23 protein-coding genes are annotated in these 23,573 nt (G+C 71.2%); 17 read left to right on the top strand and 6 right to left on the bottom strand.

The window, feature by feature from the left end:
* Nucleotides 1-2 precede the first annotated feature (2 nt).
* The 6 genes from ATK30_RS27450 (at nucleotide 3) to ATK30_RS27425 (ending at nucleotide 8,860) form a co-directional block, all read left to right on the top strand.
* On the top strand, nucleotides 3-1,826 hold the full coding sequence (locus ATK30_RS27450) for an NADH-quinone oxidoreductase subunit 5 family protein (RefSeq protein WP_101437992.1): 1,824 nt from the start codon (nucleotides 3-5) through the stop codon (nucleotides 1,824-1,826).
* Between the two features lie 17 nt (nucleotides 1,827-1,843).
* Nucleotides 1,844-3,322, top strand: a complete 1,479-nt coding sequence (locus ATK30_RS27445; RefSeq protein ID WP_101437991.1) for a complex I subunit 4 family protein — start codon at nucleotides 1,844-1,846, stop codon at nucleotides 3,320-3,322.
* Between the two features lie 16 nt (nucleotides 3,323-3,338).
* Complete coding sequence (locus tag ATK30_RS27440; protein ID WP_037359823.1) at nucleotides 3,339-4,748, top strand: NADH-quinone oxidoreductase subunit N; 1,410 nt, start codon at nucleotides 3,339-3,341, stop codon at nucleotides 4,746-4,748.
* A gap of 41 nt (nucleotides 4,749-4,789) precedes the next feature.
* Nucleotides 4,790-6,625 carry a VanW family protein gene (locus ATK30_RS27435; RefSeq protein ID WP_081655053.1) on the top strand — a complete coding sequence of 612 codons (1,836 nt, stop codon included), beginning with the start codon at nucleotides 4,790-4,792 and terminating at the stop codon, nucleotides 6,623-6,625.
* 152 nt (nucleotides 6,626-6,777) lie between these two features.
* Nucleotides 6,778-8,364 (top strand): multicopper oxidase family protein, encoded by a 1,587-nt coding sequence (locus tag ATK30_RS27430; RefSeq protein WP_051165929.1) that lies wholly within the window; start codon nucleotides 6,778-6,780, stop codon nucleotides 8,362-8,364.
* Nucleotides 8,354-8,860: a hypothetical protein gene (locus ATK30_RS27425; protein WP_051165928.1), complete on the top strand. Its 507-nt coding sequence runs from the start codon at nucleotides 8,354-8,356 to the stop codon at nucleotides 8,858-8,860. The genes ATK30_RS27430 and ATK30_RS27425 overlap by 11 nt, the downstream gene beginning before the upstream one ends.
* On the opposite strand, the gene ATK30_RS27420 is transcribed toward ATK30_RS27425, so the two are convergent.
* Nucleotides 8,787-9,524: a cytochrome c biogenesis CcdA family protein gene (locus ATK30_RS27420; protein ID WP_037359821.1), complete on the bottom strand. Its 738-nt coding sequence runs from the start codon at nucleotides 9,522-9,524 to the stop codon at nucleotides 8,787-8,789. The two genes, ATK30_RS27425 and ATK30_RS27420, sit on opposite strands and share 74 nt — an antisense overlap.
* A gap of 65 nt (nucleotides 9,525-9,589) precedes the next feature.
* On the opposite strand from ATK30_RS27420, the gene ATK30_RS27415 reads away from it, so the two are divergent.
* The 8 genes from ATK30_RS27415 to ATK30_RS27380 all read left to right on the top strand — a co-directional run bounded on the left by ATK30_RS27415 (nucleotide 9,590) and on the right by ATK30_RS27380 (nucleotide 15,819).
* Nucleotides 9,590-10,279: an ATP-binding cassette domain-containing protein gene (locus ATK30_RS27415; protein ID WP_051165927.1), complete on the top strand. Its 690-nt coding sequence runs from the start codon at nucleotides 9,590-9,592 to the stop codon at nucleotides 10,277-10,279.
* Nucleotides 10,276-10,956, top strand: a complete 681-nt coding sequence (locus tag ATK30_RS27410; protein ID WP_037359982.1) for a heme exporter protein CcmB — start codon at nucleotides 10,276-10,278, stop codon at nucleotides 10,954-10,956. Before ATK30_RS27415 ends, ATK30_RS27410 begins: the two co-directional genes overlap by 4 nt.
* The gene (gene ccsA, locus ATK30_RS27405; protein ID WP_037359819.1) at nucleotides 10,953-11,684 is read left to right on the top strand and encodes a cytochrome c biogenesis protein CcsA; all 732 of its coding nucleotides are present in this window, start codon (nucleotides 10,953-10,955) and stop codon (nucleotides 11,682-11,684) included. The genes ATK30_RS27410 and ccsA overlap by 4 nt, the downstream gene beginning before the upstream one ends.
* A 108-nt stretch (nucleotides 11,685-11,792) precedes the next feature.
* Complete coding sequence (locus tag ATK30_RS27400; RefSeq protein WP_037359818.1) at nucleotides 11,793-12,227, top strand: cytochrome c maturation protein CcmE; 435 nt, start codon at nucleotides 11,793-11,795, stop codon at nucleotides 12,225-12,227.
* Nucleotides 12,224-14,197: a heme lyase CcmF/NrfE family subunit gene (locus ATK30_RS27395; RefSeq protein ID WP_037359816.1), complete on the top strand. Its 1,974-nt coding sequence runs from the start codon at nucleotides 12,224-12,226 to the stop codon at nucleotides 14,195-14,197. Before ATK30_RS27400 ends, ATK30_RS27395 begins: the two co-directional genes overlap by 4 nt.
* Entirely contained in the window at nucleotides 14,190-14,657 is a 468-nt protein-coding gene (locus tag ATK30_RS27390; RefSeq protein ID WP_037359815.1) for a cytochrome c-type biogenesis protein, read from the top strand. Before ATK30_RS27395 ends, ATK30_RS27390 begins: the two co-directional genes overlap by 8 nt.
* Nucleotides 14,654-15,196, top strand: a complete 543-nt coding sequence (locus ATK30_RS27385; RefSeq protein ID WP_051165926.1) for a hypothetical protein — start codon at nucleotides 14,654-14,656, stop codon at nucleotides 15,194-15,196. The genes ATK30_RS27390 and ATK30_RS27385 overlap by 4 nt, the downstream gene beginning before the upstream one ends.
* Nucleotides 15,193-15,819, top strand: coding sequence for a TlpA family protein disulfide reductase (locus ATK30_RS27380; protein WP_037359813.1), 627 nt, complete (start codon nucleotides 15,193-15,195; stop codon nucleotides 15,817-15,819). The genes ATK30_RS27385 and ATK30_RS27380 overlap by 4 nt, the downstream gene beginning before the upstream one ends.
* A 416-nt stretch (nucleotides 15,820-16,235) precedes the next feature.
* Here the strand turns inward: ATK30_RS27380 and ATK30_RS27375 are convergent, their stop codons facing one another.
* The 4 genes from ATK30_RS27375 to ATK30_RS27360 form a co-directional block, all read right to left on the bottom strand.
* The gene (locus tag ATK30_RS27375) at nucleotides 16,236-17,255 is read right to left on the bottom strand and encodes a cytochrome c oxidase assembly protein (RefSeq protein WP_051165925.1); all 1,020 of its coding nucleotides are present in this window, start codon (nucleotides 17,253-17,255) and stop codon (nucleotides 16,236-16,238) included.
* A gap of 80 nt (nucleotides 17,256-17,335) precedes the next feature.
* A complete protein-coding gene (locus ATK30_RS27370) occupies nucleotides 17,336-17,641 on the bottom strand; it encodes a hypothetical protein (RefSeq protein WP_037359811.1) in 306 nt (101 codons plus the stop codon).
* Between the two features lie 71 nt (nucleotides 17,642-17,712).
* Entirely contained in the window at nucleotides 17,713-18,699 is a 987-nt protein-coding gene (locus ATK30_RS27365) for a cation diffusion facilitator family transporter (protein ID WP_235079083.1), read from the bottom strand.
* The gene (locus ATK30_RS27360) at nucleotides 18,686-19,054 is read right to left on the bottom strand and encodes a TFIIB-type zinc ribbon-containing protein (RefSeq protein WP_081655065.1); all 369 of its coding nucleotides are present in this window, start codon (nucleotides 19,052-19,054) and stop codon (nucleotides 18,686-18,688) included. Before ATK30_RS27360 ends, ATK30_RS27365 begins: the two co-directional genes overlap by 14 nt.
* Nucleotides 19,055-19,215: 161 nt before the next feature.
* On the opposite strand from ATK30_RS27360, the gene ATK30_RS27355 reads away from it, so the two are divergent.
* The 3 genes from ATK30_RS27355 to lspA are packed head-to-tail and all read left to right on the top strand — an operon-like array spanning nucleotide 19,216 to nucleotide 22,096.
* The gene (locus ATK30_RS27355; protein WP_037359808.1) at nucleotides 19,216-19,632 is read left to right on the top strand and encodes an ArsR/SmtB family transcription factor; all 417 of its coding nucleotides are present in this window, start codon (nucleotides 19,216-19,218) and stop codon (nucleotides 19,630-19,632) included.
* Nucleotides 19,629-21,593: a heavy metal translocating P-type ATPase gene (locus ATK30_RS27350; RefSeq protein WP_037359806.1), complete on the top strand. Its 1,965-nt coding sequence runs from the start codon at nucleotides 19,629-19,631 to the stop codon at nucleotides 21,591-21,593. The genes ATK30_RS27355 and ATK30_RS27350 overlap by 4 nt, the downstream gene beginning before the upstream one ends.
* A 29-nt stretch (nucleotides 21,594-21,622) precedes the next feature.
* Nucleotides 21,623-22,096, top strand: coding sequence for a signal peptidase II (lspA, locus tag ATK30_RS27345; RefSeq protein WP_101437990.1), 474 nt, complete (start codon nucleotides 21,623-21,625; stop codon nucleotides 22,094-22,096).
* A gap of 866 nt (nucleotides 22,097-22,962) precedes the next feature.
* Here lspA and ATK30_RS27340 read toward each other — a convergent pair.
* Nucleotides 22,963-23,439, bottom strand: coding sequence for a DUF2231 domain-containing protein (locus tag ATK30_RS27340; RefSeq protein ID WP_158242502.1), 477 nt, complete (start codon nucleotides 23,437-23,439; stop codon nucleotides 22,963-22,965).
* Nucleotides 23,440-23,573 lie beyond the last annotated feature (134 nt).

The following is a 23,573-nucleotide window of genomic DNA, read 5'->3' as shown; positions in this document are numbered from 1 at the left end:
CGATGACGCTGTGGCTGTTGATCGGTCTTCCCCTCGTCGCCGGTGCGGTGCTGCTGCTTTCGCGCCGCAGCGGCGACCGGATCGCGCCCGCGGTCGGCATGGGCATCGCCGTGGCGACGCTCGCGCTGGCGGTCGCCGCCGCGGTCGCCCGGCCCGCCGTGACCGTTCCGCTGCTCGCGAACCTGCCGATCGGGCTGGCGGTGGACGGGCTGTCCGCGGTCATGGTGATCACTGTCGCCGCGGTTCTGGCGGCGGTGCTGGTGTTCGCGGCCGGCGAGTTCGGCGCCGAGGAATCACGGGCGCGTTTTCACGGGCTGATGCTGGTGTTCGCCGGGGCCATGCTGGTCACCGTCACCGCGCGCGACCTCGTCGTCCTGTTGATGGCCTGGGAGGTCATGGGGGCCTGTTCGTACGCCCTGATCGGCTTCTGGTGGCAGGAGAACCGCCGGGTGGAATCCGGGGCGATCGCGTTCCTCGCCACGAGGTCGGGCGATCTCGGCCTGTATCTCGCGGCAGGGGCGGCGCTGGCGGGCGGGGTCCCGGGGCTCGCCCTCGCCGGGCTTCCCGGCGCGGCGGGCGGCTGGCGCGACGCCGTCGCGGCCGGACTGGTGCTGGCCGCGCTGGGGAAGTCCGCGCAGCTGCCGTTCAGCTTCTGGCTTTCCCGCGCGATGGACGGCCCGAGCCCGGTCTCGGCACTGCTGCACTCGGCCACGATGGTCGCCGCCGGGGCGTACCTGCTGATCCGGGTCGAGCCGTTGCTGGGGGCGACGGGCTGGGCCGCGGACACGGCGGCCTGGGCCGGGGTGGTGACGGCGCTCGTCCTCGGCGTGGTGGCGGTGGTGCAACGGGACCTCAAGCAGGTGCTGGCGGCCTCGACGTGTTCGCAGATCGGGTTCATGGTGCTCGCCGCCGGAGCCGGGGGCCAGGCAGCCGGGACCGGCCAGCTGGTCGCGCACGCGGCGACGAAGAGCCTGCTGTTCCTCGGCGCCGGGGCCTGGCTCTTCGGGCTGGGGACGAAGGATCTGCATCGGCTGCGCGGCGCGGCACGGCGGTATCCGTTGCTGGGCGCGGTTTTCAGCATCGGCGCGCTGACGCTGGCCGGGGTGCCGCCGCTGTCGATCTGGGTGACCAAGGACGCGGTGCTCGCGTCCGCGCTCGCGCACTCCCCGGCGCTGTACGTCGCCGGCCTTGCCGCCGCACTGGTCAGCGGCGCCTACGTCGGACGGATCCTGACCATCCTCTGGGCTCCCGCCGGCACCGCGCCGGGCGATCGCCTGCCCGCGCTGCTGCTCGCGCCGTTGCCCGTCCTCGCGGCCGCCGCCGCGCTGCTCGGGATCGGCGGTGTGCCCGGCCTGTCGCGGCGGTTCGCCGAACTCCTCGGCGCCGCGGAGCCCGTCGAACCGGGCTGGGCGCAGCTGGCCGCGTCCGGCGTCATCGCCGTCGCCGGTGTCGCGGGGGCCGCGGCCTGGACCCGTGCCCGAACGCTGCCCGAGAACGGAGCGCTGGCCGACTGGTTGCGGCTGGAACGCTTGGCGCACCGGGCTTTCGTCGTGCCGGCCGACTGGCTGGCGCGTAGTCTCGCCCGCTTCGACGACCGGGTCGTGGACGGCGGCGTGCGCGCGGCCGCGGCGACCGGCGCGGCGCTGGCCCGGCTGGCCGATCTGCGCGTCGAGGTGTCGATCGAGGCCGTCGTCCGCGGCGTGTCCGGCGGCGCGCAAGCGCTCGGGCGGCTCGCGCGCCGGCCGCAGACCGGGCAGCTGCACCACTACTACGCCCAAGCCGCGATCGCTCTGGGCGTCCTGGCCATTCTGGTGATCTTCCTGTGACGAACGTGAGGTGACGCGTGCTCAGCGTCGTGGTGTTCCTGCCCTTGGCGGCCGCGGTGGTCCCGTTCGCGATCCCGCGCGCCGGCGACCGGTTCGTGCGCTGGTGGTGGCTCGCCGTCGCGGCGGCCGATTTCCTGCTGACGATTGTCCTGTGGGCGGCTCGTCCCGCCGGCGACGGCTATGCCTACGAAGTGAACCTGCGGTGGATTCCCAGCATCAGCTCGGGCTACCACCTCGGGGTGGACGGCCTCAGCCTGCCGCTCGTGGTCTTGACCGCCGGGCTTTTCCTCGCCTGCGCGATTTATTCGCTGCGGCAAGAGAAGCAAGTACGGTCGTTCGCCGCGTTGTTCCTGTTCCTGGAGACGGTGAGCCTCGGGCTGTTCGTGGCGCTCGACCTGATCCTGTTCTTCGTTTTCTTCGATCTGTCCATTGTGGGCATGTACTTCGTGATCGCCGGCTGGGGCCATCGCGACGCCGCGCGGGCCGCGCTCAAGTTCTTCCTCTACACCTTCCTCGGGTCGCTCGCGCTGCTCGTCGGTTTCATCGCGCTCTATGTCACGGCCGCGCCGCACACCTTCGACATCGTCGAACTGACCCGCCAGAACCCGCTGGCCGGCGGCGGCTGGGCCGCGGGCCTGGTGCTGCTGGCGCTCGGCGTCGGGTTCGCGATCAAGACCCCGACCGTGCCGTTCCACACCTGGCTTCCGCCCGCGCACACCGAAGCGCCTGCCGCCGGTTCGGCGATCCTGGCCGGGGTGCTGCTGAAGATGGGGACCTACGGCTTCATCCGGATCGCCATGCCGATCCTGCCCGGCACGTGGCGCCGCTACGCGGTCGTGTTCGTCGTGGCCGGGGTGGTGAGTGTCCTTTATGGAGCGTTGGTCGCGCTGGGCCAGCGGGACTTCAAGCGGATGATCGCCTACACCTCGGTCAACCACATGGGATACATCATCCTGGCGATCGGCGCGGCCGGGATGGCCGCGGGCTCGGCGAGCGAAGCCCGCGAGCTGGCCGTGACCGGCGCGGTCACGCAGATGGTGAGCCACGGCCTGATCACCGGCGCGCTGTTCCTCCTCGCCGGAGTCCTCTACGAACGCGGCGGCACCTACGACCTCGACCGGTTCGGCGGGCTGGCCGCGAGCGCACCCCGGTTCGCGGGCCTGACTGCCGCGGCCGCCTTCGCTTCCCTGGGACTGCCGGGTTTCTCCGGCTTCATCGCGGAGTTCCAGATCTTCACCGGTTCCCTCGGCGCCGCCCCGGTCGCGACCGTGCTGGCGTTCCTCGGCATCCTGGTGACCGCCGCGCTGTTCCTGCGCGCGTTCCAGAAAGTGTTCCTCGGCAAGCCCGGCACGCCGGCCGCGGACCTCACCGTCGCCGAGGGCGTCTCGATCGCGCCGCTGCTGGTGCTCGCCGTCGTGATCGGGGTCTTCCCGCGGTTCCTGCTCGACCTGATCGAACCCGCGTCGCGGTCGGTCCTGAACCTCCTGGCCCGGTGACCGCGCCGTGGAGACGATGAACGAAGACCCGCTCGCGCTGCTGCCGGAGATCATCCTCGCGGTCGCCTCGGTCGCGGGGCTGTTGCTGGGCTCCTACCTGCCGCGCCGGCGGCAATGGCCGGTCCGCCTCCTCGCCGCGCTCGCCTGCGCGGCCGGGCTGGCCGCGACCGTGGCGGTTTGGGGCGATCCGGTCCGCACGGTCTTCGGCGGCAGCTACGCGATCGACGTCGGCACCAACGCCGGACGCGTCATCGTCCTGGTCGCCGTGCTGCTCACCCTCGGCGTGAGCGCGCGAGAGTTCCGGTCCGCGCCGCGCGAGAGCGAGTGGTACGTCCTGATCCTGCTCGCGGCGCTGGGCACGATCGTCCTCACCGGCGCGAACGATCTGTTGCTCCTGGTCGCCGCGTACCTGCTCGCGAGCATCCCGCTGTACGCGGTCGCCGGGTTCGCCAAAGACGACGCCGGCACCGAGGGAGCGCTCAAGTTCTACCTGCTCGGCGCGCTGCTCGGGATCATCATGCTGGCCGGAGCCACCGTCTTGTTCGGAGTCGGCGGCTCTAGCGCCTACGCCGACTTGCAGAAGGCGCTCGGCACTGCCCCGGCGGCCGCCGTCGCCGTCGGCTTCGTCGGCGTGCTCGCCGGGCTGCTGTTCAAGATGGGCGCGGTCCCGGCGCACTTCTGGATCCCCGATGTCACCGAAGGCACCCGCCCGCCCGCCGCCGCGTTCCTCACCACCGTCCCCAAAATCGGCGGCGTCGTCGCGGCGTACCGCCTGGCCGCCGCGATGACCGGCTCGCACCTCGACTGGGCCCTGCTGATCGCCATCGTCGCCGCCGCCACCATGACGCTTGGCAACCTCGCCGCGTTCTTCCAGCGCGACGTCCGCCGCCTGCTCGGCTACTCCACCATCAGCCAGGTCGGCTACCTCCTGATGGCCGTCGCCGTGGCCGGACGCAACGAGCTGGCCCTGCCGAGCATGCTGCTCTACCTCGGCGCTTACGCGGTCACCAACCTCGGCGCCTTCGCGGTCGTTTGCGCGCTGCCGGGGCGGCGGACGATCGACGAGTATCGCGGGCTCCTGCGGCACCAGCCCTGGCTCGCCGTCAGCCTGGTGGTGTGCCTGCTCGGGCTGGTCGGCACTCCGCCCACCGCGGTCTTCACCGGCAAGCTGACGATCTTCGCCGCGGCGCTCGACGGCGGCTACGCCTGGCTGGTCGTCGTCGCAGCCGTCAACACCGTGGCGAGCCTGTTCTACTACCTGCGCTGGATCACCCCCGCCGTCCGCCGGAGCGACGAGCCGGACCCGGCCGTTCCCGGCGGCTGGGCGGCCGCGACCGCGTACGTCACCGCGGCCGGATCCCTCGTGCTCGGCCCCCTCGCCGGGCTCGCGCTCGCCGCCCTGCGCGGGGACCTGGCGTCGATGTGAGGACCGGATCCCCCGCCGCTGGCCCGCCCGACCGGGCAACTATGGACGATAGTAGCCTGGGCTCCCTGCACCGCCGCACGCGGCAAAACCACGGCTACCCGGGGGTTTTCTTGCATCCAGCGACCGACAACGCGAGCTGGCCGTCGACGGATCCGGACGACCAGGACCCCGGCGGCGGGAGCGGCGCCGCGCGCCCGTGGTGGCGGCGCCCGCTGACCATCGCGCTCGCCGCCGCGGCGGGAGCACTGGCCGTGGCGTACGTGATCGGCGCGATCGCGACGATCGGCGAGGTGCCCGGCGGCACCACCGTCGCCGGCGTGGCGGTCGGCGGGCTGTCCCCGGCAGAGGCCCAGGCCAAGCTGACCGCGGCGCTGACACCGCGCCTTGCCCAGCCCGTCCAGGTCAGCGCGGGCGACCGCACGGCCCGGTTCGTGCCGGCGTCCGCGAAGATCCAGGTCGACTACGCCGCGACGGTGGCGCAGGCGGGAACCCAGTCCCCGACCCCGTGGGGTCTTCTCGGCTCACTGTTCGGGGGCCGCGAATTCCGCGTGATGTCCAGCGGCGACGACCAGGCGCTCAACGCCGTCATCGCCGGCCTCCGCCCGGCCGTCGACCGCCCGATGACGGAAGGCGACGTGCGTTTCGACGGCGTCGCCCCGGTGCCCGTACAGCCCGAAGCCGGGCAGGAACTGGACGAAACGGCGGCCCGCCAGGCGCTCGTGACGGAGTGGGCGAACGCCGCGGACGTCAAGCTGCCGATCCGGACGCTCCAGCCCAAGGTCCCGGCCGACGAAGTCCGGCGAGCGGTCGACGAGATCGCCAAACCCGCGGTGTCGGCTCCCGCGACCGTGCGAGGCGACGGCCGCGACGCCGCCGTGACCCCGGCGCGCATCGCGGCGGCCCTGCGGTTCCGGGCCGGCGACAACGGAAATCTGGTGCCCAGCCTCGACAAGGACAAACTCGGCGCGGTCGCCGACAAACTGGCAGCCACCGAGAAGCAGGGCCAGGACGCCCGGATGGACTTCTCCAGCGGCTCTCCCGTCGTCACGCCGTCGACCGACGGGCGGCAGATCGACTGGGACCAGACCCTGGCCGGCCTCCTGAAGGCGATCACCGGCCCGGGAGACCGGGCGGTGCAAGCGAAATACACCGACGTACCGGCGAAGGTCACCAGCGGCGCGGTCAAGAGCCTCGGCATCAAGGAAGTCATCGGAGAGTTCACGACCACCGGGTTCGCGCAAGATTCCGGCGTGAACATCCGCGTCGTCGCCCAGAAGGTGAACGGCGCGATCGTCAAGCCCGGCGAAACCTTCAGTCTCAACGGCTACACCGGCCCGCGCGGCACACCGCAGGGCTACGTCGAAGCCGGCGTGATCGAAGAAGGCGTGCCCGCCCGCGAAGTCGGCGGCGGCATCTCGCAATTCGCCACCACGACCTACAACGCGGCGTACTTCGCCGGCATGACCGACGCCGGGCACAAGGAACACAGCTTCTACATCAGCCGCTACCCCGCGGCGCGCGAGGCGACGGTGTTCCAGAACCCGGACGGCAGCAGCGTGATCGACCTGAAGTTCGCCAACGACTCCGCCACCGGCGTGGCGATCCAGACGATCTGGACGAACTCCTCGATCACCGTCAAGCTGTGGGGCACCAAACACGTGAACGTCGAATCGGTCCCCGGCCCGAAACACGACTTCGTGAACCCGCCCACCGTCACGAAATCCGACGCCTCGTGCAAACCGGTCCAGGGCAAGCCCGGCTTCACCGCCTCCGACACCCGCGTCATCCGCGACCTCGGCGGCAAGGAGCTCAGCCGGCACACCCGCAACGTGCGCTACAACCCCGAGCCCACCGTCGTCTGCGCCGGAAGCGGCTGACCCGCCCGATATGTACTATCGAATCTAGTAGGCCCGGACCCGCTCCGGGAGGACGCGGCGCGGGCGTGAAGGGAACCCCGCGGGACTCAGAGTCCGTGAGGGTTCCCCTCACGGACGCGCTCGCCACGCAACGACAACGGAATCGGGACCCCATGACGCCTGCCGACCCTTCGCCGACCGCCCCGAACCGCCAGCTGAACCGGCGCGGCTTCCTCGTGCTCGGCGCGGGCGCGACCGCCGCCTTCGGGCTGGCCGCCTGCTCGTCCGGCGGATCTGCCGCGGCACCGGCCAAGATCGGCCCGTCCTCGCCGCTGGTCGGGCGCGCCGAGGCGGCCCGGCGCGCCGCGAACGCGCCGGTGCGCCAGGTCGAGCTGACCGCACAGGCAGGCGAACTCGACCTCGGGCAGGCCAAGGTCGCAACCTGGAGCTTCGGGCAGCTGCCCGGCCAGGAAATCCGCCTCAAACGAGGCGAGGTGCTGCGCGCGAAGGTGAACAACCGGCTACCCCAGCCGACCACCATCCACTGGCACGGACTGGCGCTGCGCAACGACATGGACGGCGTGCCCGACCTCACCCAGCCGGCGATCGCGGCCGGGAAGGACTTCACCTACGAGTTCGCCGCGCCGGAGGCCGGCACGTTCTGGTTCCACCCGCACGTCGGCACCCAGCTCGACCGGGGCCTGTACGGACCGCTCGTCATCGAGGACCCGGCGGACGGCCGCGACTACGACACGGAGCTGGTCGTCGTCCTCGACGACTGGATCGACGGCACCGGCACCGACCCGGACGCCGTGCTCGCCAACCTCAAGAAGAACGGCATGGTCATGGGCGGCGGGCAGTCGTCCTCGATGCCGGACATGCCAGGAATGGGCAGCGGCTCCGGCATGCCGCCGATGTCCGGCATGGGCGGCATGCCGCAGTCGGCCACCCTCGGCGGGGACGCCGGCGACGTGACCTACCCCTACTTCCTGGCCAACGGCACCCGCTCGGTCGCGCCGACCAGTGTCAAGGCCAAACCCGGGCAGCGGATCCGGCTCCGGCTGATCAACGCGGCCGGCGACACCGCGTTCCGCGTCGGCGTGCCCGGCGTTCCGATGCGGATCACCCACACCGACGGCTTCCCGGCCAGCGCGCCCGGCAACGCGGCGACGGTGCTGCTGGGCATGGGCGAACGGGTCGACGCGGTGATCACCGTTCCCTCCAGCGGCGTCCCGATCCTTGCTCTCGCCGAGGGCAAGGGTGGGTACGCCCAGGTGCTGGTGCACGCCGGCGGCAGCACCGCGTCCGCGGTGAACGACGCGGCCGCCGAGCAGCTGAAGACCGCGAAAGTCCTGACCGTGGCCGATTTCTCCGCAGCACCCCAGGTCTCGTTGAAGGACAAGACCCCCGACGTCACCCACGATCTCAAACTGGCCGGGCCGGGCGCGAAGTACGACTGGACGATCAACGGGAAACCGTACAACCCGAACGACGGGCTCCCGGTCCGCAAGGGACAGCGGGTACGCCTGCGGTTCGTGAACGAAACGGACATGTACCACCCGATGCACCTGCACGGCCACACTTTCCAGGTACGCACGCCGAAAGCGGCCGGCCCGCGCAAGGACACCGTCCTGGTCCTGCCCCGGCGCACCGTCGAGGTGGACTTCGACGCGGACAACCCGGGCCAGTGGCTGACCCACTGCCACAACGTCTACCACGGCGAGGCCGGAATGATGACCGTGGTGTCCTATGTGGAATGACAACGGACGCCGCTGGACGCTCGCGGCCGCGGCCGCGGCGGTGAGCGCACTCGCCGTCGGGGTGCCGACCGACGTGATCGACACCCCGCTGTTCACCCGGATGACGCCGGTGCGGTGGTGGGAGTACCCGGTGCTCGTCCTGACCGCGGTCCTCACCGGATTGTGGGTCGCGATTCCCCGGCCCAGCGCGGATGCGCGCGGACGCGCCGGCGTGGCCGGTTCGGTCACCGCGGCGGTGTTCGCCGTCGGCTGCCCCGTGTGCAACAAGATCGTGGTCGGATTGCTCGGCATCTCCGGCGCGCTCGGCATCTGGGCGCCCGTTCAGCCCCTGCTCGCGGCGTTCTCGCTGGCCGCATTGGCCGCCGCGGTCGTGCTGCGGTGGCGGCGACGGGCGTGCACCGCGGATACGTGCCCGCCGGAGATCACAACGGAGGCCAGCCCAGCCGGGCGAACGCCGCCAGCATCCGGCCCATCAGCTGCGTCCAGCCTCCGGTGAGCATCACGACGCCCATCGCGATCAGCAGGACCCCGCCGGCGATCTCGACTTTCCGCGTGTGCGCGCGCAGCCACGCCAGGCTGCGCTGCCCCCGCGCGACGCCGATCGCGACCAACACGAACGGCACGCCCAGCCCGAGCGAGTAGGCCGCCAGCAGCAGCGCGCCGGTGCCCAGGGTGGCACTGCTGGCGGCGGTCGCGAGGATCGAGGCCAGCACCGGCCCGACACACGGCGTCCAGCCGAGCCCGAACGCCGCGCCGAGCACCACCGCGCCCGCGGGGCCGCTGCGCACGCGGTGCAGGTCGAACCGGGCTTCCCGCTGCAGCAACGGAATCCGGACGACTCCGAGCGACGCCAGCCCCATGCCGATGACGAGCACACCGCCCGCAATCGTCAGAATTTGCCGATGCTGCGCCAAAAGCAGCCCGAACGCCGACGCCGTGACGCCGAGCGCGACGAACACGATCGTGAACCCTGCGATGAACAACGCGGACGCCAGGCCCACCCGCGGCTTGGCGCGCATCGCCGTCGGGTTCCCCTCCGGGGCGCGGCCGAGCCCGGAGACGTAGGACACGTAGCCCGGCAGCAGCGGCAGCGCGCACGGCGAAGTGAACGAAATGACCCCGGCGGCGATCGCCAGGGACAGCGAGGCATACAGATCCACGAGCGAAAAACCTGCCGTCGGGGGCCGGGACCTGGTCTCAGGCCAGGGCTTGTACTCTACGATCGATGATAGTAGAGCAGGGCGAGCCAGTGATCGCGGTGACCGGGCTCGGTGTGCGGTTGGGCCGCACGCCGGTGCTGCGCGCGCTCGACCTCGCGGTCGGTGCGGGTGAGGTCTACGGCGTGCTCGGCCCGAACGGCGCGGGGAAAAGCACTCTCCTGCGCGTGCTGGCCACCCTGCTGCGTCCCACGGCCGGCACCGGAAAAGTGCTCGGCGCCCGGCTCGGCACCGACGAAGTCCGTGCTGCACGGCCGTCGATCGCCTTGGCAGGACACGATTCCTCGTTGCATCCCCGGCTGACGCTCGAGGAGAATCTCCGCCATGTGGCCGCGCTGACCGGGCGGGACGCCGCTGCGGTGCCGGACGCGCTCGACGTCGTCGGGCTGCGCCGGGCTGCCGGACGGCGCGCCGAGCACTGCTCGCAGGGCATGCTCCGCCGTGCCGATCTCGCCAGGGTGGTGCTGACCGAACCGGCGCTGCTGTTGCTCGACGAACCGCACGCCGGGCTCGACCGGTCGTCGTTCGGACTGGTCGACCTGGTCGTCCAGCGGGTCCGGGCGCGCGGCGGGGCCGCGGTCGTGGTCGCGCACGACGCGCCGCGGGTCTGGGCGCTGGCCGACCGGGTCGGGGAACTCCTCGACGGCGGTCTCGTCGCGCTGCACCGCGAACCCGCCCCGGAAAGCGAGTGGCGATGACCGTCCTGTCCCCCGCTCCGCTCCGCCAGGCACGGACCATCGCCGGCGCCGAGTTGCGGATCGAGGCGCGCGCGGGCGAAGCGCTCTGGATCATCACGCCGTTCGGCGCCGTCGCGCTGCTGCTGACGCCGATGGCGGTCGGTGCGGACCGCCCGCTGCTCAGCCAGCTGGGCACGGGCATGTACTGGGTCGTGGTGCTGCTCTTCGGCGTGCTGGTCGCGCTGCGCCAGACCGCGACCGACTCGCCCGGCCACCTGGCCATGCTCCGGATGACCGGAATGCCGGCCGCGGCCCGGCTCGGCGGGCGCGCCGCCGCGACGGCGGTCGTCCTGCTCGCGTTCGAGACGCTGCTGCTGCCGGTGATGATCGCGCTGTACCAGCCTGATCTCGCCGGGTGGGCGTGGCTGGCGGCAGCGCTTCCGCTGACTGCTGCCGGGCTCGCGGCTCTCGGCACTCTCGCCGGCGCGTTGGTGCACGGCATGGCAGGCCGCAGCACGCTCGGGCCGCTGCTGGTCTGCCCGCTGGCGCTGCCGCTTCTGCTGGGTGCGACCGAACTGGTCGAGGAAGGCGGCTACGGGCAGGTCCCGTGGCTGTGGTTGCTGCTGCTGGTCACCGTCACCGGAATCGGCTGGCTCGCTCTGCTGCTCGGCGCGAACGCGTTGGAGGAATCGTCATGAACCTGTTCGGCAGGCGGCTTCCCGCCGCCGCGCTCGTCCTGCTCGCGGCCGGTCTCGCCGGCGCGGTCCTCGCGCCGCCGGACCGGTTCCAAGGCGACTACCAGCGGCTGATGTACGTGCACGTGCCCACCGCGTGGGTCGCCTACCTCTGTTTCGGCCTCACCGGGCTCGCCAGCGCGCTGTGGCTGTGGCGCCGCGGCGCCCGCTTCGACCGGCTCGCCGCGGCGAGCGCGGAACTCGGGGTGCTGTTCACCGGCCTGACGATCGTGCTCGGCTCCTGGTGGGGCAAACCGGTGTGGGGCGTGTGGTGGACCTGGGACCCCCGCCTGGTCACCACCGCGCTGATGTTCTTCGTTTACCTCGGCTATCTGGCCCTGCGCCGGGCGACGCTCGATCCGGTCGCCCGCGCGCGCCGCTCGGCGGTGCTCGGCGTGGTCGCCGTCGTGCAGGTGCCGGTCGTGCACATGTCGGTGGTGTGGTGGCGGGCGCTGCACCAGCCGCCGACAGTGCTGAAGCCGGGCGATCCGACGATCGACCACCGGATGCTCGCCGTGCTGCTGCTCAACGTGGTCGCGTTCACCGTGTTCGCGGGAATGCTGCTGCGCGCCCGGCTCCGGCTCACCGCGCTGGAGGACGAACTCGCTGCCGCACAAGCGGCCGAGGACACCGAAGTCGCGGGCGGCGCCGTCACCGCGCCGCACCTGGAAGGACGGATGCGGGATGCCTGAATGGGCCTGGGTGACGATCGGCTTCGCCATCGCTTTCGGCACGCTCGCCGGGTACACGCTGCGGCTGCGCCTTCGGGCAGAGGCGATCCGGCGGGAACGGGAGGAGCGGTGAAGCGGTACCGCCTGCTCGCCGTCGCCGGCATCGGGATCGTCGCCGTCCTGGTCGGGGTGCTGATGTTCGGGAACCTCAACGGCAACCTCGTCTACTACCTCACGCCGGCCGAGGCGATCGCGAAACACGCCGACTACCCCGACGGCCGCCGGTTCCAGCTCGGCGGGTTCGTGCGGCCGGGCAGCGTCGCCCACACCCCGGAAGGGCTGCGGTTCGTCGTGTCCTCCGACGTGAAGCCCGGCAGCCCGGCAGTCCCCGTCCTGCACAACGGCCCGCTCGCGCAACTGTTCCAGCCCGGCATCGGGGTGATCGTCGAAGGTTCCTGGCGGGACGGCCAATTCGACTCCGACACGATGATCGTCAAACACGACGAGAACTACCGGCCGCCCGCGACACCGGCCCCGGCCCCGTCTGGAGGTGATTCCCGGTGACCGCCGTGCTTCCCGCCGCGGGCTGGGGCGGCGCATTCCTCGGCCTCGCCGCGTCGCTCGTGCTGGCCTGGTACGGATTCCGCGCGCAGCGCCGGCCCGGCTCCGTCCGAATCGGACAGTTGCGGCTGGCCTCGTTCGTGATGCTCGGCGGAGCGGTGCTGTCGATGGCCGCGCTCGAAACGGCGTTGCTGACCGACGACTTCGCCATGTCCTACGTCGCCGAGACGCACTCGCGTGCCACGCCGCTGCTGTTCACCATCACCAGCGCGTGGTCGGCTCTCGGCGGCAGCATCGTCCTGTGGACGCTGCTGCTGGCCGGGTACGTCTTCGTCGCCCGCCGCAAGGTGACCGACCCCGGCGACCGGCTGGGCACCGGCGCGCTCGGCGTCATGGGCCTCGTGGCGGCCTTTTTCTTCGGGCTGGTGACCACCGTCGCCAACCCGTTCCGGATCGTGGCGAACCCGCCCGCCGACGGCCCGGGCCCGAACCCGTTGCTGCGCAACGACATCATGGTGGCGATCCATCCCCCGCTGCTGTACCTCGGCTTCGTCGGGTTCACGGTGTCGTTCGCCTACGCCATGTCGGCGCTGCTCATCCGCCGCGGCGGCACCGACTGGCTGGTCCGCACCCGGCGGGCGAACCTCGTCGCCTGGACGTTCCTCACCGCGGGCCTGATCGTCGGCGCGTGGTGGTCCTACCAGGTGCTCGGCTGGGGCGGCTACTGGGCGTGGGACCCGGTCGAGAACGCGGCGCTGATCCCCTGGCTGGCGGCGACCGCGTTCGTCCACTCCGCCGTCGTGCAGGTGAAGCGCGGAACCCTGCAGGCGTGGAACTTCGTGCTCGCGCTGGCGACCTTCGCGCTGACGATCCTGGGCACCTTCCTCACCCGGTCCTCGGTGGTGGCGTCGGTGCACTCCTTCACCCAGTCCGGGGTCGGACCCGCTTTGCTCGGCTTCTTCGTGGTCGTCCTGGCCGGCGGGTTCACGCTGTTCGCGCTGCGCGGCGAACACGTCGCCTCCCGCACCGGGTCGCTGCGGCTCGCCAGCCGCGAGGGGCTCTTCCTGGTCAACAACCTGGTGCTGTGCCTTTTCGCCTTCGTCGTGCTGCTCGGGACCGTGTACCCGATCTTCGTCGAGGCGTTCACCGGAGGCCAGGTCTCGGTCGGCCGCCCGTTCTTCGACCGGATGGCCGTGCCCCTGTCGTTCGCGCTGCTGCTGGCGATGGGCGCCGGGCCGTTCACCCCCTACCGCTGGGCGACCGCGCGCGTGCTCTGGACCCGGCTGGCCTTCCCGATGCTGATCGGCAGCATCGCCGCCGCCGCGTTCGCGGTGGCGGGAATCCGCTCCGTCGGCGTCGTCGCGGTCGCCTTCCTCGCGGCGACCATCGTCTCCGCGAGCATCCGGCATCTGTTCGCCACCGCGCCGAACCGGCGCCCGTCCGGCTTGTGGCGGCTGGTGTCCGGGCAGCGCGCCTATTGGGGCGGGCAGCTCGCGCACATCGGCGTCGCGGTCGTCGCCCTCGCCATCTCCGTGGCCGGAGCCACCGCGACCCGTGCGACGGTCACCCTCACCCCCGAGCACCCGGCCGAATTCGCCGGCTACACCGTCATGTTCACCAAGAGCGAGCAACACACCGAACCCGACCGCACCCAGCGCGACGCGCATCTGGAATTCCGCGACAACGGACAGCTCGCCTGGACGGCCCAGCCCAAACTGGAGACCTTCGCCAACCAGCCCCAGGCCGTCGGCACCCCGGACGTGTGGAGCACCGCGGGCCGCGACGTCTACGTCGCGCTGGCGCAGATCGCCCCCGGCACCGTGACGGTGAACCTCTACCGCTACCCGCTCATGTCCTGGCTGTGGACAGGAGGGTTCCTCATGGCCGCGGGCGGCGCGTGGGCCCTCAGCGAACGGCGCCGACGCGGTTCCCCGACTGCCGAACCCGCCGAGGAGACGGTGAGCCATGCGTAAAAGCCTGCTCGCGCTCGCCGGAATCCTCGTCCTGCTCGGCCTCACCGCCGGGCTGCTCCTCAGCGGCGGGAACGGGACCGCGGACCGGGCGCACGACCTCGACCAGCGACTGCGCTGCCCGGTGTGCAAGAGCGTGTCGATCGCCGAATCGCCGTCCGAGACGGCCACTGCCATGCGGCAGGCGGTGCAGGATCAGGTCGCCGCCGGCCGCAGCGATCAGCAGGTCCTCGGCTTCTTCCGGGCCCGCTACGGCGACTGGGTGCTGCTTGATCCGCCAGTGAGCGGCCGCACGCTGTGGGTGTGGCTGCTGCCGCTGGCCGGCATCGCCGCCGGAGCGCTCTTGCTGGCCGGGCTCTTGCGGAAACGACCCGACGTCCCGGAACTGGCCGGCGACGAACGCGCGCGTGTCGAACTGGCGCTGCGCCACGCCCGCGAACAAGGCACCGGAGAGACTCTGTGACCGCCGCCGAAGAACGCGACCAGGCCCTGCGCGACATCCTCGCGCTCGAAGCGCAAGTCGACGCCGGGGAAATCCCGCCGGACGCCGCACGACGCCTGCGCGCCGAGTACGAGCAGGCCGCCGCCGACGCGATCAACCGCCTCGACGAACCCGCCAAGCCCGTCTCCCGGCGACGCCGCACCCGCGAGGCACGGACGAGGACCATCGCCTACCTCGGCACGCTCGTCGCGGCCGGGATCGCTGCGGTCGTCGTCCTCCCCGCCGCCGTGCAACAGCGTCCCCAGAACGGTTTCGTGACCGGGAACGAGGTCATGCAGTCCAGCGCCCCCGCTGCGCCGCTTCCTTCGGGAACCGGCGCCGCCGACACCGCGCTGTGGATGCAGGCGAACCTGCAGCTCTTCGCTCAAAACAACCCGGCCGCCGCGCTGCGCACCCTCGACCAGCTCCGGCAACGACCCGGGCTGCCCGCCCAGACCCGCCAGGACGTCGACGCCATGATCGCCACCGCGCGGCGCGAACTGGCCAAGGAGGGACGATGACAGCCGGCGCCGACGCCCGCCGCGGCACCATGCGATGGCTCCGCTGGACCGCGCTCGCCGTCGCCGTCGCCGCGGTCGCCGTCGGCGTGCTCATCAGCACCCGGATCGGCGACGACCCGAACCTGGTCGACACCCCGCTGATCGGCAAGCCCGCACCCGAGCTCACCCTGCCCTACCTCGAACGAGACGGCGGCCTCGCGCTGCGTTCGCTGCGCGGCCAGGTCGTCGTGGTCAACTTCTGGGCCTCATGGTGCGTGCCGTGCCGCGAGGAACAGCCCACCCTGACCGCCGCCGCGGACGCCTACCGCACGGCGGGCGTGACCTTCGTCGGCATCAGCTACCAGGACCAGCCCAAGTCCGCGGTCGGATTCCTCAACGAACTCGGCCGCGGCAAGAGCTACCAGTACGTCACCGACCCCGGCTCCCGCGCGGCCATGGAATTCGGGATCTACGGCATCCCGGAAACGTTCTTCCTCGACCGCTCCGGAACCATCGTCGCCAAGATCACCGGCCCGGTGGACCCGCCGCTGCTGAAGTCCGCCCTCGACGACATCGTCGCCGGGCGGAAACCGCAGTCCCGCACCGGCGGCTCCGTCCAGCCCGCTCCCGGCCAGGGCCGCTGACCTCCGTCAGCCATGCCAGAATGAGGCCGTGGTGAGGCTCCGGCGCTGATCAGGAGCGTCGCGCACCGGTCGGCATCCGGTGGGTCCTAACTGCTCCAGCTCGCCCTCGCTGTCAGCGGCGATCGAGCCGAAGAAGTCACAGCGCTCGCGTCGACGATGCGCCGTCCGGCTGCGCATCGAGTGCACGGCCACGATTCATCTGGGCTCGCCGCATCGGCGGTGGGTGTTCTGCTGGTACCGCTTGTCCAGACCCGGGCCGCCGTGCCGGACGGCTGGCCCCCTTGCGGGCAGATGGAGCCCGGCGCACCGGTAGGCGGCACCGTGGTCTTCTTGTCGACGGCACAACCGGTTGGTCGCTGATGTCCAGCACCGCCGGTGAGCGAAGCCGCTTGCGATGGCGGGCAGAGGCACCGGAATTAGCCGTCCTGGGGCGGTTTTTGCTGTGTCCATCGGAAGTGTGCCGCGACGTTCGGGTCGTCTTCCCACCAGGGGCGCATCGTGGCAGGTAGTTCCGCAGCAGTGCCGGCCGTTTCAGCGGCTGTTGCTGTGGGGTTTTGTCTGCGTTGTTCGGCTCGTTGGTATTGGTCGAGTTGTGCGTCGATCTCGGCGGCGTGTTCCTTGTCGCGGCGTCGCAGTTGCTGCATGGACAGGATGAGGAAGGGTACGAGGGCGAGGTCGCCGAGGCCCCACAGGACGGCCGCACCGGTTGTCTGGTCGGTGTCGGGGGGAAGCCCTCCTGCGCCGTTGAGTGCGAGATAGTAGTCGGCGGCGACGAGGCTGCCGGACATGAGCAGGGCGATGGGGACGATGACGTCGAGGGCGACTTCGGCGAAGGTCAGTCCGACCGAGACGACGTGCGGGTACAGCTTGGGCACGGGATCGCGTTGCAGGCGGGTCCAGAAGTAGTGTGCCCCGGCGATCAGTAGCGCGGCTTGGGTGAGTTCGCTGGTCCAGTGGCTGCGCAGCCCGGCTTCGTACCAGCCGCTGCCGTAGAGCGCGATGGGTACGCCGAGCAGCACTAGCACGCCGATCAGCGGATGGGTGACGGCCCGCATGGCGGCCGAGTGCAGGATGCGGCTGCACCGTGCCCTGGTTGCCGGGGTTGCGGTGTCGCGGGCGAGTCGGGCGGGCAGGGCGTGGGCGAGGAATTGCGGTGTGATCATCAGCAGCGTGACGACTTGGATGGCGCGGACGCTGAAGAGAACGTTCTGATAGGCCCCGATCGAGGTCACGGTGACGAGGGCGTAACTGCCGAGCCCGCTGTAGCACCACACGATGCGGCTTGCGGGCCAGGTGCCACCGGCTCGGCGGAGCTTCCGCACGCGCAGGGCGTACCAGAGACCGAAGGCCAGCATCGCCGCGATCGGTGCGGGATGCCAGGACCATGCGGTGAGCGCGGTGGTCCAGGTCAAGGGTGGCAAGGAAACGGTCGGCATGATGGCTGCGTCACGGGTCCTGTCGGTCTCGGGTCACGGCCACGCGGATGCTCGCTCAGGCCGCTGTCACCGTCGGGCGGTTACGGGGAATTCGGCGCGGCCCCGTCCTCGGAGCCTCTCGTTCTGCTCTCGGGAAGGCCGTCATCCGGGCGGTCGTCGGCCGCGTCGTCGCCTGCCGCGGCACCGTCAGGATCCTCGACTCCGGAGGGCATGCCGGTCGTGGTGGCGCCGGCTTCGCCCGCCTGGGCGGCGATGCGGCGGCGTTCGGGGTCGCGGGCTTGGGCGATGCCGATTCCGGTGAGCGCGGCGGCGAGGGCGACGACGATGGCGATCAGGGTCCAGACTCCGGCCGTGCCTGAGCCGGCGGCCAGTAGCGTGGTCGTCATGGTGGGTTCCTCCGTGCGGGCGCGGCCGGCCCAGGCCCGCGTGGAAACGTTGAGCTGACCTGGGCCGGGGTTCATGGCTGGGGTCGGTAGGTCCGGCCGTGCGGGTGGTCGCAGTGCTCGTCGTCGGCCTCGGGTGTGGTGTGGTCGACCTGCAGGGTGGTGTGTTCCAGGTGGTGGCGTGCGCGCATGATCTCCTCGACGCCCTGGCGGATGGCGTGGCAGTCGGCGCCCGGTTTGACGAGGATGTGCGCGGACAGCGCGGTGTCGCCGGAGGTGATCTGCCAGATGTGCAGGTCGTGAATCTGCACTACGTCGGGCACGGCGGCCAACTCGCCGCCGATCGCCTCGGGGTCCAGGTGCGCGGGGGCGGCTTCGAGGAAGATCCGCCCGGATTCCTTGACCAGGCCCCAGCCCGCCTTGGCCATCAGCGCCGCGACGATCAACGCGGCGATGGCGTCCGCGCGGGCGAAGCCGGTCCAGAGGATCACGCCACCGGCGACCGCGGTCGCGATGAACGCGTAGAGGTCGTTGAGGATGTGCTGGAACGCACCCTCGACGTTCAGGCTGGACCGGTTGGCGCGGCTGATGCACCAGGACGCGGCCACGTTGACCGCGATGCCCACCAGTGCGGTGATGAACACCAGCAGCCCCTCCACCGGTGGGGGGTCGATGAGCCGGCGTACGCCCTCGTAGACGAACCACGCGGTCAGCAACAGCAGGGTGATGCCGTTGGCCTGGGCGGAGAGGATCTCGGCGCGTTTGAGGCCGTAGGTGTAGTTGCCGCGCGCGGGCCGGGCCGCCAGCCGGATCGCGATGAGCGCGAGCACGATCGACGCGGCGTCGGTGAGCATGTGCCCGGCGTCGGAGATCAGCGCCAGCGATCCGGCGATCAGCCCGACCACCACCTCGGCCGTCATGAACGCCACGATCAGCCCGAGCGCGAGACCGAGCCACTTCCGGTCCGCGTTCGCCGACACCCCGTGCCCGTGTCCGTGTCCGGTCTCGCCGGTCCCCTCCGCCTGCCCGGCACGTTGGGCCTGGTGTTCAGTGGTGGCCACCGTGGTGCCCTCCGTGCTGCGGACGGTACTCGTGCTGCCCGAACAGCTCACCCAGGAACCCGCCGCCATGGCGGCGCTCGCCGTAGGCGGGTGGCGGGTAGTACGGCTGAGCCGGTGCCGCGTACTGCGGCGGCGCAGGCTGCGACGGCGGGGTGGGCTGGGCGGCGGCGTAGAACCTGGCCTCCGCCGTGGCCAGCTGTTCCATCTCGCCGCGGTCGAGGAATACCCCGCCGCAACCGGTGCACTGGTCGATCTCCACCCCGAACCGGTTCACCGGCAGCATCTGGGACACACATTTCGGGCACAACAACCCCGCCCCGCCGCCTGTCGGCTGCTCGCCTGTCGCGCTACTCATCGCTGCACCTCTCGCGTCGTCATCGCTCACGTCCGCTGCCTATCCTGCCTCAAGTATAGTGATATGCGCATAAATGGATTACTGGGGTCCGAGCGAGTCCGGGCACGTCCTCTGACGCAGTCGTTGTCGTTTGAATCGCCAATTGCTGCTATCATCGTCTTGTGGCGATGATAAGCAGGGATGGATGCCTCGCGTCGAGCGTGGGCGCGGGCTTGGACCCGGCGGTGGCGCTGTTCCACAGTCTCTCCGACGCCACCCGGCTGGCGATCGTGCAACGCCTCGCTCATGGGGAGGCGCGGGTCGCAGACCTGGTGGCCGCGCTGGGGATGGCGCAGTCCACGGTCTCGGCGCACGTGGCCTGCCTGCGTGATTGCGCGCTGGTGGTGGGCCGCCCGCAGGGCCGGCAGGTGTTCTACAGCCTCGCCCGGCCGGAGTTGATGGACCTGCTGGCGTCGGCGGAGACGCTGCTGGCCGCGACCGGCAACGCGGTGGCGCTGTGCCCGAACTACGGCACCGACGCCGCGGCCGACGCAACCCCGGACAGCGTGATTCGGGATAGCAAGGAGAGTGCTCGATGAGTGACGCGTGCGGCTGCGGCCACGAAGAACCTGTGAGCGTGGAGGCCGAGGAGCACGAGCCGGAGCGGCTGTGGCAAGTCAAGGAACTGCAGTTCGCGGCGAGCTCTGGAGCGTTCCTGCTCGCCGCGCTGATCGCCGGCTGGGCCGGCGCGGCGCGGCCGGTGGAGCTGGTGCTGGAGGTGGCGGCGTTGCTGGCCGGTGCCTACACCTTCGTCCCGTCCACGCTGAAGCGGCTGGTGAAGGGCAAGATCGGGGTCGGCACGCTGATGACGATCGCCGCGGTCGGCGCGGTCATTCTCGGCGAGGTCGGCGAGGCCTCGATGCTGGCTTTCCTGTTCTCCATCAGTGAGGGCCTGGAGGAGTACTCGCTGGCCCGCACCCGTCGCGGCCTGCGTGCCCTGCTGTCCCTGGTTCCCGAGCAGGCCACCGTCTTGCGCGACGGCACGGAGGTCATGGTGTCGCCGGCCGAGCTGCGGGTCGGCGACAGCATGCTGGTCAAGCCCGGTGAGCGAATCGCCACCGACGGCATCATCCGCGACGGCCGTACTGCCTTGGACGTCTCGGCGATCACCGGCGAATCGGTGCCGGTCGAGGCAGGTCCCGGCAGCGAGGTGTTCGCTGGATCGATCAACGGCACCGGCGTGCTCGAAGTCGAGGTCACCACCACCGCGGAGGACAACTCCCTGGCGCGGATCGTGCGGATCGTGGAAGCCGAACAGGCCCGTAAGGGCGCCTCCCAACGCCTCGCGGACCGCATCGCGAAACCGTTGGTGCCGGGCATCATGATCGCCGCCGCGCTGATCGCTGCGGTCGGCAGCCTGCTCGGCGACCCGGTCACCTGGATCGAGCGTGCCCTGGTCGTGCTCGTCGCCGCCTCCCCGTGCGCGCTGGCGATCTCCGTGCCCGTCGCGGTCGTGGCCGCGGTCGGCGCGGCCAGCAAGCTCGGCGTGCTGGTCAAGGGCGGTGCCGCCCTCGAAGCGCTCGGTGCGGTCCGCGGAGTCGCGTTGGACAAGACCGGCACCCTCACCGCGAACCGGCCCGCCGTCATCGACGTCGCCACCACCCATGGCGCGAGCCGCGAGCAGGTCCTGCACCTGGCAGCAGCATTGGAGGCCCGCAGCGAACATCCTCTCGCGAGGGCGATCCTTGCCGCGGTCGACGAGGTCACCCCGGCCTCGGCCGTGGAGGCGGTCACCGGGGCGGGTCTCACCGGCCGTCTGGACGGGCGCACCGTTCGGCTGGGGCGTCCCGGCTGGCTCGAACCCAGCTCACTGGCGACGGACGTGGCGCGGATGCAGCAGGCCGGCGCGACCGCGGTGCTGGTCGAGCAGGACGGCCAGGTCGTCGGCGCGATCGCGGTCCGCGACGAGCTTCGCCCGGAAGCCGTCGAGGTGGTGGCGCAGCTTCGCCGGGACGGCTACCACGTCGCGATGCTCACCGGCGACAACCACGCCACCGCCACCGCACTGGCGAAGGACGTCGGGATCGAAAACGTGCACGCCGAACTCCGCCCGGAGGACAAGGCTCGCCTGATCGAACAGCTGCGCAGCCAGCGCTCCACCGCGATGGTGGGCGACGGCGTCAACGACGCGCCGGCCCTGGCCACCGCCGATCTGGGCATCGCGATGGGCGCGATGGGCACCGACGTGGCGATCGAGACCGCTGACGTCGCGCTCATGGGCGAGGACCTGCGGCACCTGCCGCAGGCGTTCACCCACGCCCGCCGCGCCCGGCGGATCATGCTGCAGAACGTCGGCCTGTCCCTCGGGTTGATCACCGTGTTGATCCCGCTGGCGTTGTTCGGCGTGGTCGGCTTGGCCGCGGTGGTACTGGTGCATGAGTTGGCCGAGGTCGTCGTCATCGCCAACGGCGTCCGCGCCGGCCGCACCAAGTCCCTGCAGATCACAGGAGGTCGCAGGCAGACGGCGTCGATGTCCGCCGCGGTCGGGGTGTCCTCGTGACGACCGGTCAACCCACTCGCACGGCCAGAGTGACCCGAGCACGGGTCGCGCTGGCGGCCACCGCCGCGCTGCTGGCCGCGCTCGACCTCGGCCTGAAAGCCTGGGCGAGCGGGGCCTTGGCTGACGGGACGTCGGCCGATCTCGGGGTGATTCAGCTGCGGCTGACGTTCAACTCCGGGGTGGCGTTCAGCCTCGGCGACACCCTGCCCGGTTGGGTGGTGCTCGGTGTCACCGGGTTGATCGTCGCCGGGCTCGCGGTGTTCGCCTGGCGCAAAGCACGCACGGCGAACCTGGCTGTACGGCTGGGGCTGGCCGCGGTGCTGGCCGGGGCGATCGCCAACCTCGCCGACCGGGCCGCCGACGGGGTCGTGACCGACTACCTGCACACCGGCTGGTTCCCCACATTCAACCTCGCCGATGTCTTCATCACCGTCGGCGGCGCTGTGCTGGTTCTGGCCAGTCTCCGCGCCACCGATGGCACCACGAGGGACTCGGCACCGTGATCCCGCGAGATCAAGATCGGATCACAGCCCACCAAATTCGTGAACTCGACCTCGACCCTCAAGATCGAACGTCGACCAGGGTGAACAGCGACCGGCGGCGCGAGCGGCAGATCCCCTCCAGCGAGGGCAGTTAGTTGTTGCCGTGGTAGGCCGACACCGCTCGAACGCCGCAGACAGCTGCGCCGCCCAGCCACTCAGCTTCCGCCGCTCGTCCTGAAGCGCCGCCAGCCGTTCCGCTGCTCGCTCGCACAGTCCCAGCCATGTGCTTCAGAACATGGCAATCACCGCGACTCTCCTCGATCCGCTACTGTGCAGCGGGCTGATCAGCAACGTCACCCACTTCGAGTCGCCGGTCTCGCACATGTCGACGCAGCCATCCGTGCCTCACCGGCGAAGCGCACGACATTCCCCGGCAGCACGCCCCTCCAACCACAGCCCGGCCGGGCCGATCGCGTGCGGTGCCTGCAAATCCGCCAGTCGTGCCTTGGAACTTGCCCAGCGTGGTCGCCTGCGCCCAGGTCTTCGTCCGATCGAACTCGCTACGCCGCGCGGCCGGGTCCGCCACCGGGCCGCGATCCAGGCAGGCACACTCGGCCCGTCAGCCCGGGCCGCGACCATCGTAGTGAACCGCGGGTTGACATCCGTGCGGAGCACGGCTGCCATCGCGTCCGGCGTCACGTGCCCCGGCGACCCTCAGCAGGCCGCACCAGCTCCTCCACGCGACGTTGATCAGGTCGGCCGGGTTGTCCTGCCTCTGCTGCTGCACGGATCGCCGCCTCGGCAACCGCCCGCACCTCGCCGCCTCGCGCTTCACGTCCGGGTGCTCACCCACGAACTACCGATGCCGTCTGGCGGTCCGATCCGTGTCAGCCTTCGCCGCCACCATCCGGCAGCGCAGTCCCGAGCCGGTGCGCGACCAGCGCGCCCCACACCACGGTCGCCACGAGCGCCGCCGCGTTGGCGAGCGCGTAAACCAGCACGCCCGCCGGGATCGCCCGGTCGGGCGGAGCGCCCAGCCGGAGCACGTACTCGACCAGGTACGCCAGGATGAGCGCCATCGCCAGGCTCAGGTGCACCAGCAGGCGCCGGTAGGCGGCAGTGCCCGAGCGGATCGGCAACCCGTCGACAAATCCCGCGAACCCGGCGACCGCTGCGCCGAGCAGCCCGATCCCGACCAGCCACGTTGCCGCGGTGGTGAATTCCCGTGGATCGTGCGAGCGCGCCGCCAGGTCCAGCACCGTGCTCGCGAACCAGCATCCGATCGGGACGGCCACCAGCACCGGGTGCAGCCGCACCCGCGACCTCGTCCGGACCGGAGCGGCTTCCTCCGCTGTCTCGGTCACGCCGGTTCCCAGGACCGCACCGGATCCGTTCCGCAGCATGGTAGACGCAATGAACTCACCCCGTTGATACTATTTCACTTAGTATTATGTCGGCTCCCGTGTCCCGCCCGGCTTCCCCGCCGGACTGCAGCGAG

The sequence above is a fragment of the Amycolatopsis echigonensis genome, from assembly GCF_002846615.1.
GTDB classification, from domain to species: domain Bacteria; phylum Actinomycetota; class Actinomycetes; order Mycobacteriales; family Pseudonocardiaceae; genus Amycolatopsis; species Amycolatopsis echigonensis.
Note: the sequence above shows the minus strand (reverse complement) of the source record. Positions and strands in the feature narration are given on the sequence as shown.

What these genes read in the sequence shown, in the direction of transcription:
- ATK30_RS27350 (WP_037359806.1), top strand. Translation starts at nt 19,629, where the DNA reads ATGAGTGACGCGTGCGGCTGCGGCCACGAAGAACCTGTGAGCGTGGAG.
- ATK30_RS27390 (WP_037359815.1), top strand. Translation starts at nt 14,190, where the DNA reads ATGCGTAAAAGCCTGCTCGCGCTCGCCGGAATCCTCGTCCTGCTCGGC.
- ATK30_RS27380 (WP_037359813.1), top strand. Translation starts at nt 15,193, where the DNA reads ATGACAGCCGGCGCCGACGCCCGCCGCGGCACCATGCGATGGCTCCGC.
- ATK30_RS27375 (WP_051165925.1), bottom strand. Translation starts at nt 17,255, where the DNA reads ATGCCGACCGTTTCCTTGCCACCCTTGACCTGGACCACCGCGCTCACC.
- ATK30_RS27430 (WP_051165929.1), top strand. Translation starts at nt 6,778, where the DNA reads ATGACGCCTGCCGACCCTTCGCCGACCGCCCCGAACCGCCAGCTGAAC.
- ccsA (WP_037359819.1), top strand. Translation starts at nt 10,953, where the DNA reads ATGAACCTGTTCGGCAGGCGGCTTCCCGCCGCCGCGCTCGTCCTGCTC.
- ATK30_RS27360 (WP_081655065.1), bottom strand. Translation starts at nt 19,054, where the DNA reads ATGAGTAGCGCGACAGGCGAGCAGCCGACAGGCGGCGGGGCGGGGTTG.
- ATK30_RS27370 (WP_037359811.1), bottom strand. Translation starts at nt 17,641, where the DNA reads ATGACGACCACGCTACTGGCCGCCGGCTCAGGCACGGCCGGAGTCTGG.
- ATK30_RS27450 (WP_101437992.1), top strand. Translation starts at nt 3, where the DNA reads ATGACGCTGTGGCTGTTGATCGGTCTTCCCCTCGTCGCCGGTGCGGTG.
- ATK30_RS27415 (WP_051165927.1), top strand. Translation starts at nt 9,590, where the DNA reads ATGATAGTAGAGCAGGGCGAGCCAGTGATCGCGGTGACCGGGCTCGGT.
- ATK30_RS27435 (WP_081655053.1), top strand. Translation starts at nt 4,790, where the DNA reads ATGGACGATAGTAGCCTGGGCTCCCTGCACCGCCGCACGCGGCAAAAC.
- ATK30_RS27440 (WP_037359823.1), top strand. Translation starts at nt 3,339, where the DNA reads ATGAACGAAGACCCGCTCGCGCTGCTGCCGGAGATCATCCTCGCGGTC.
- ATK30_RS27410 (WP_037359982.1), top strand. Translation starts at nt 10,276, where the DNA reads ATGACCGTCCTGTCCCCCGCTCCGCTCCGCCAGGCACGGACCATCGCC.
- ATK30_RS27425 (WP_051165928.1), top strand. Translation starts at nt 8,354, where the DNA reads ATGTGGAATGACAACGGACGCCGCTGGACGCTCGCGGCCGCGGCCGCG.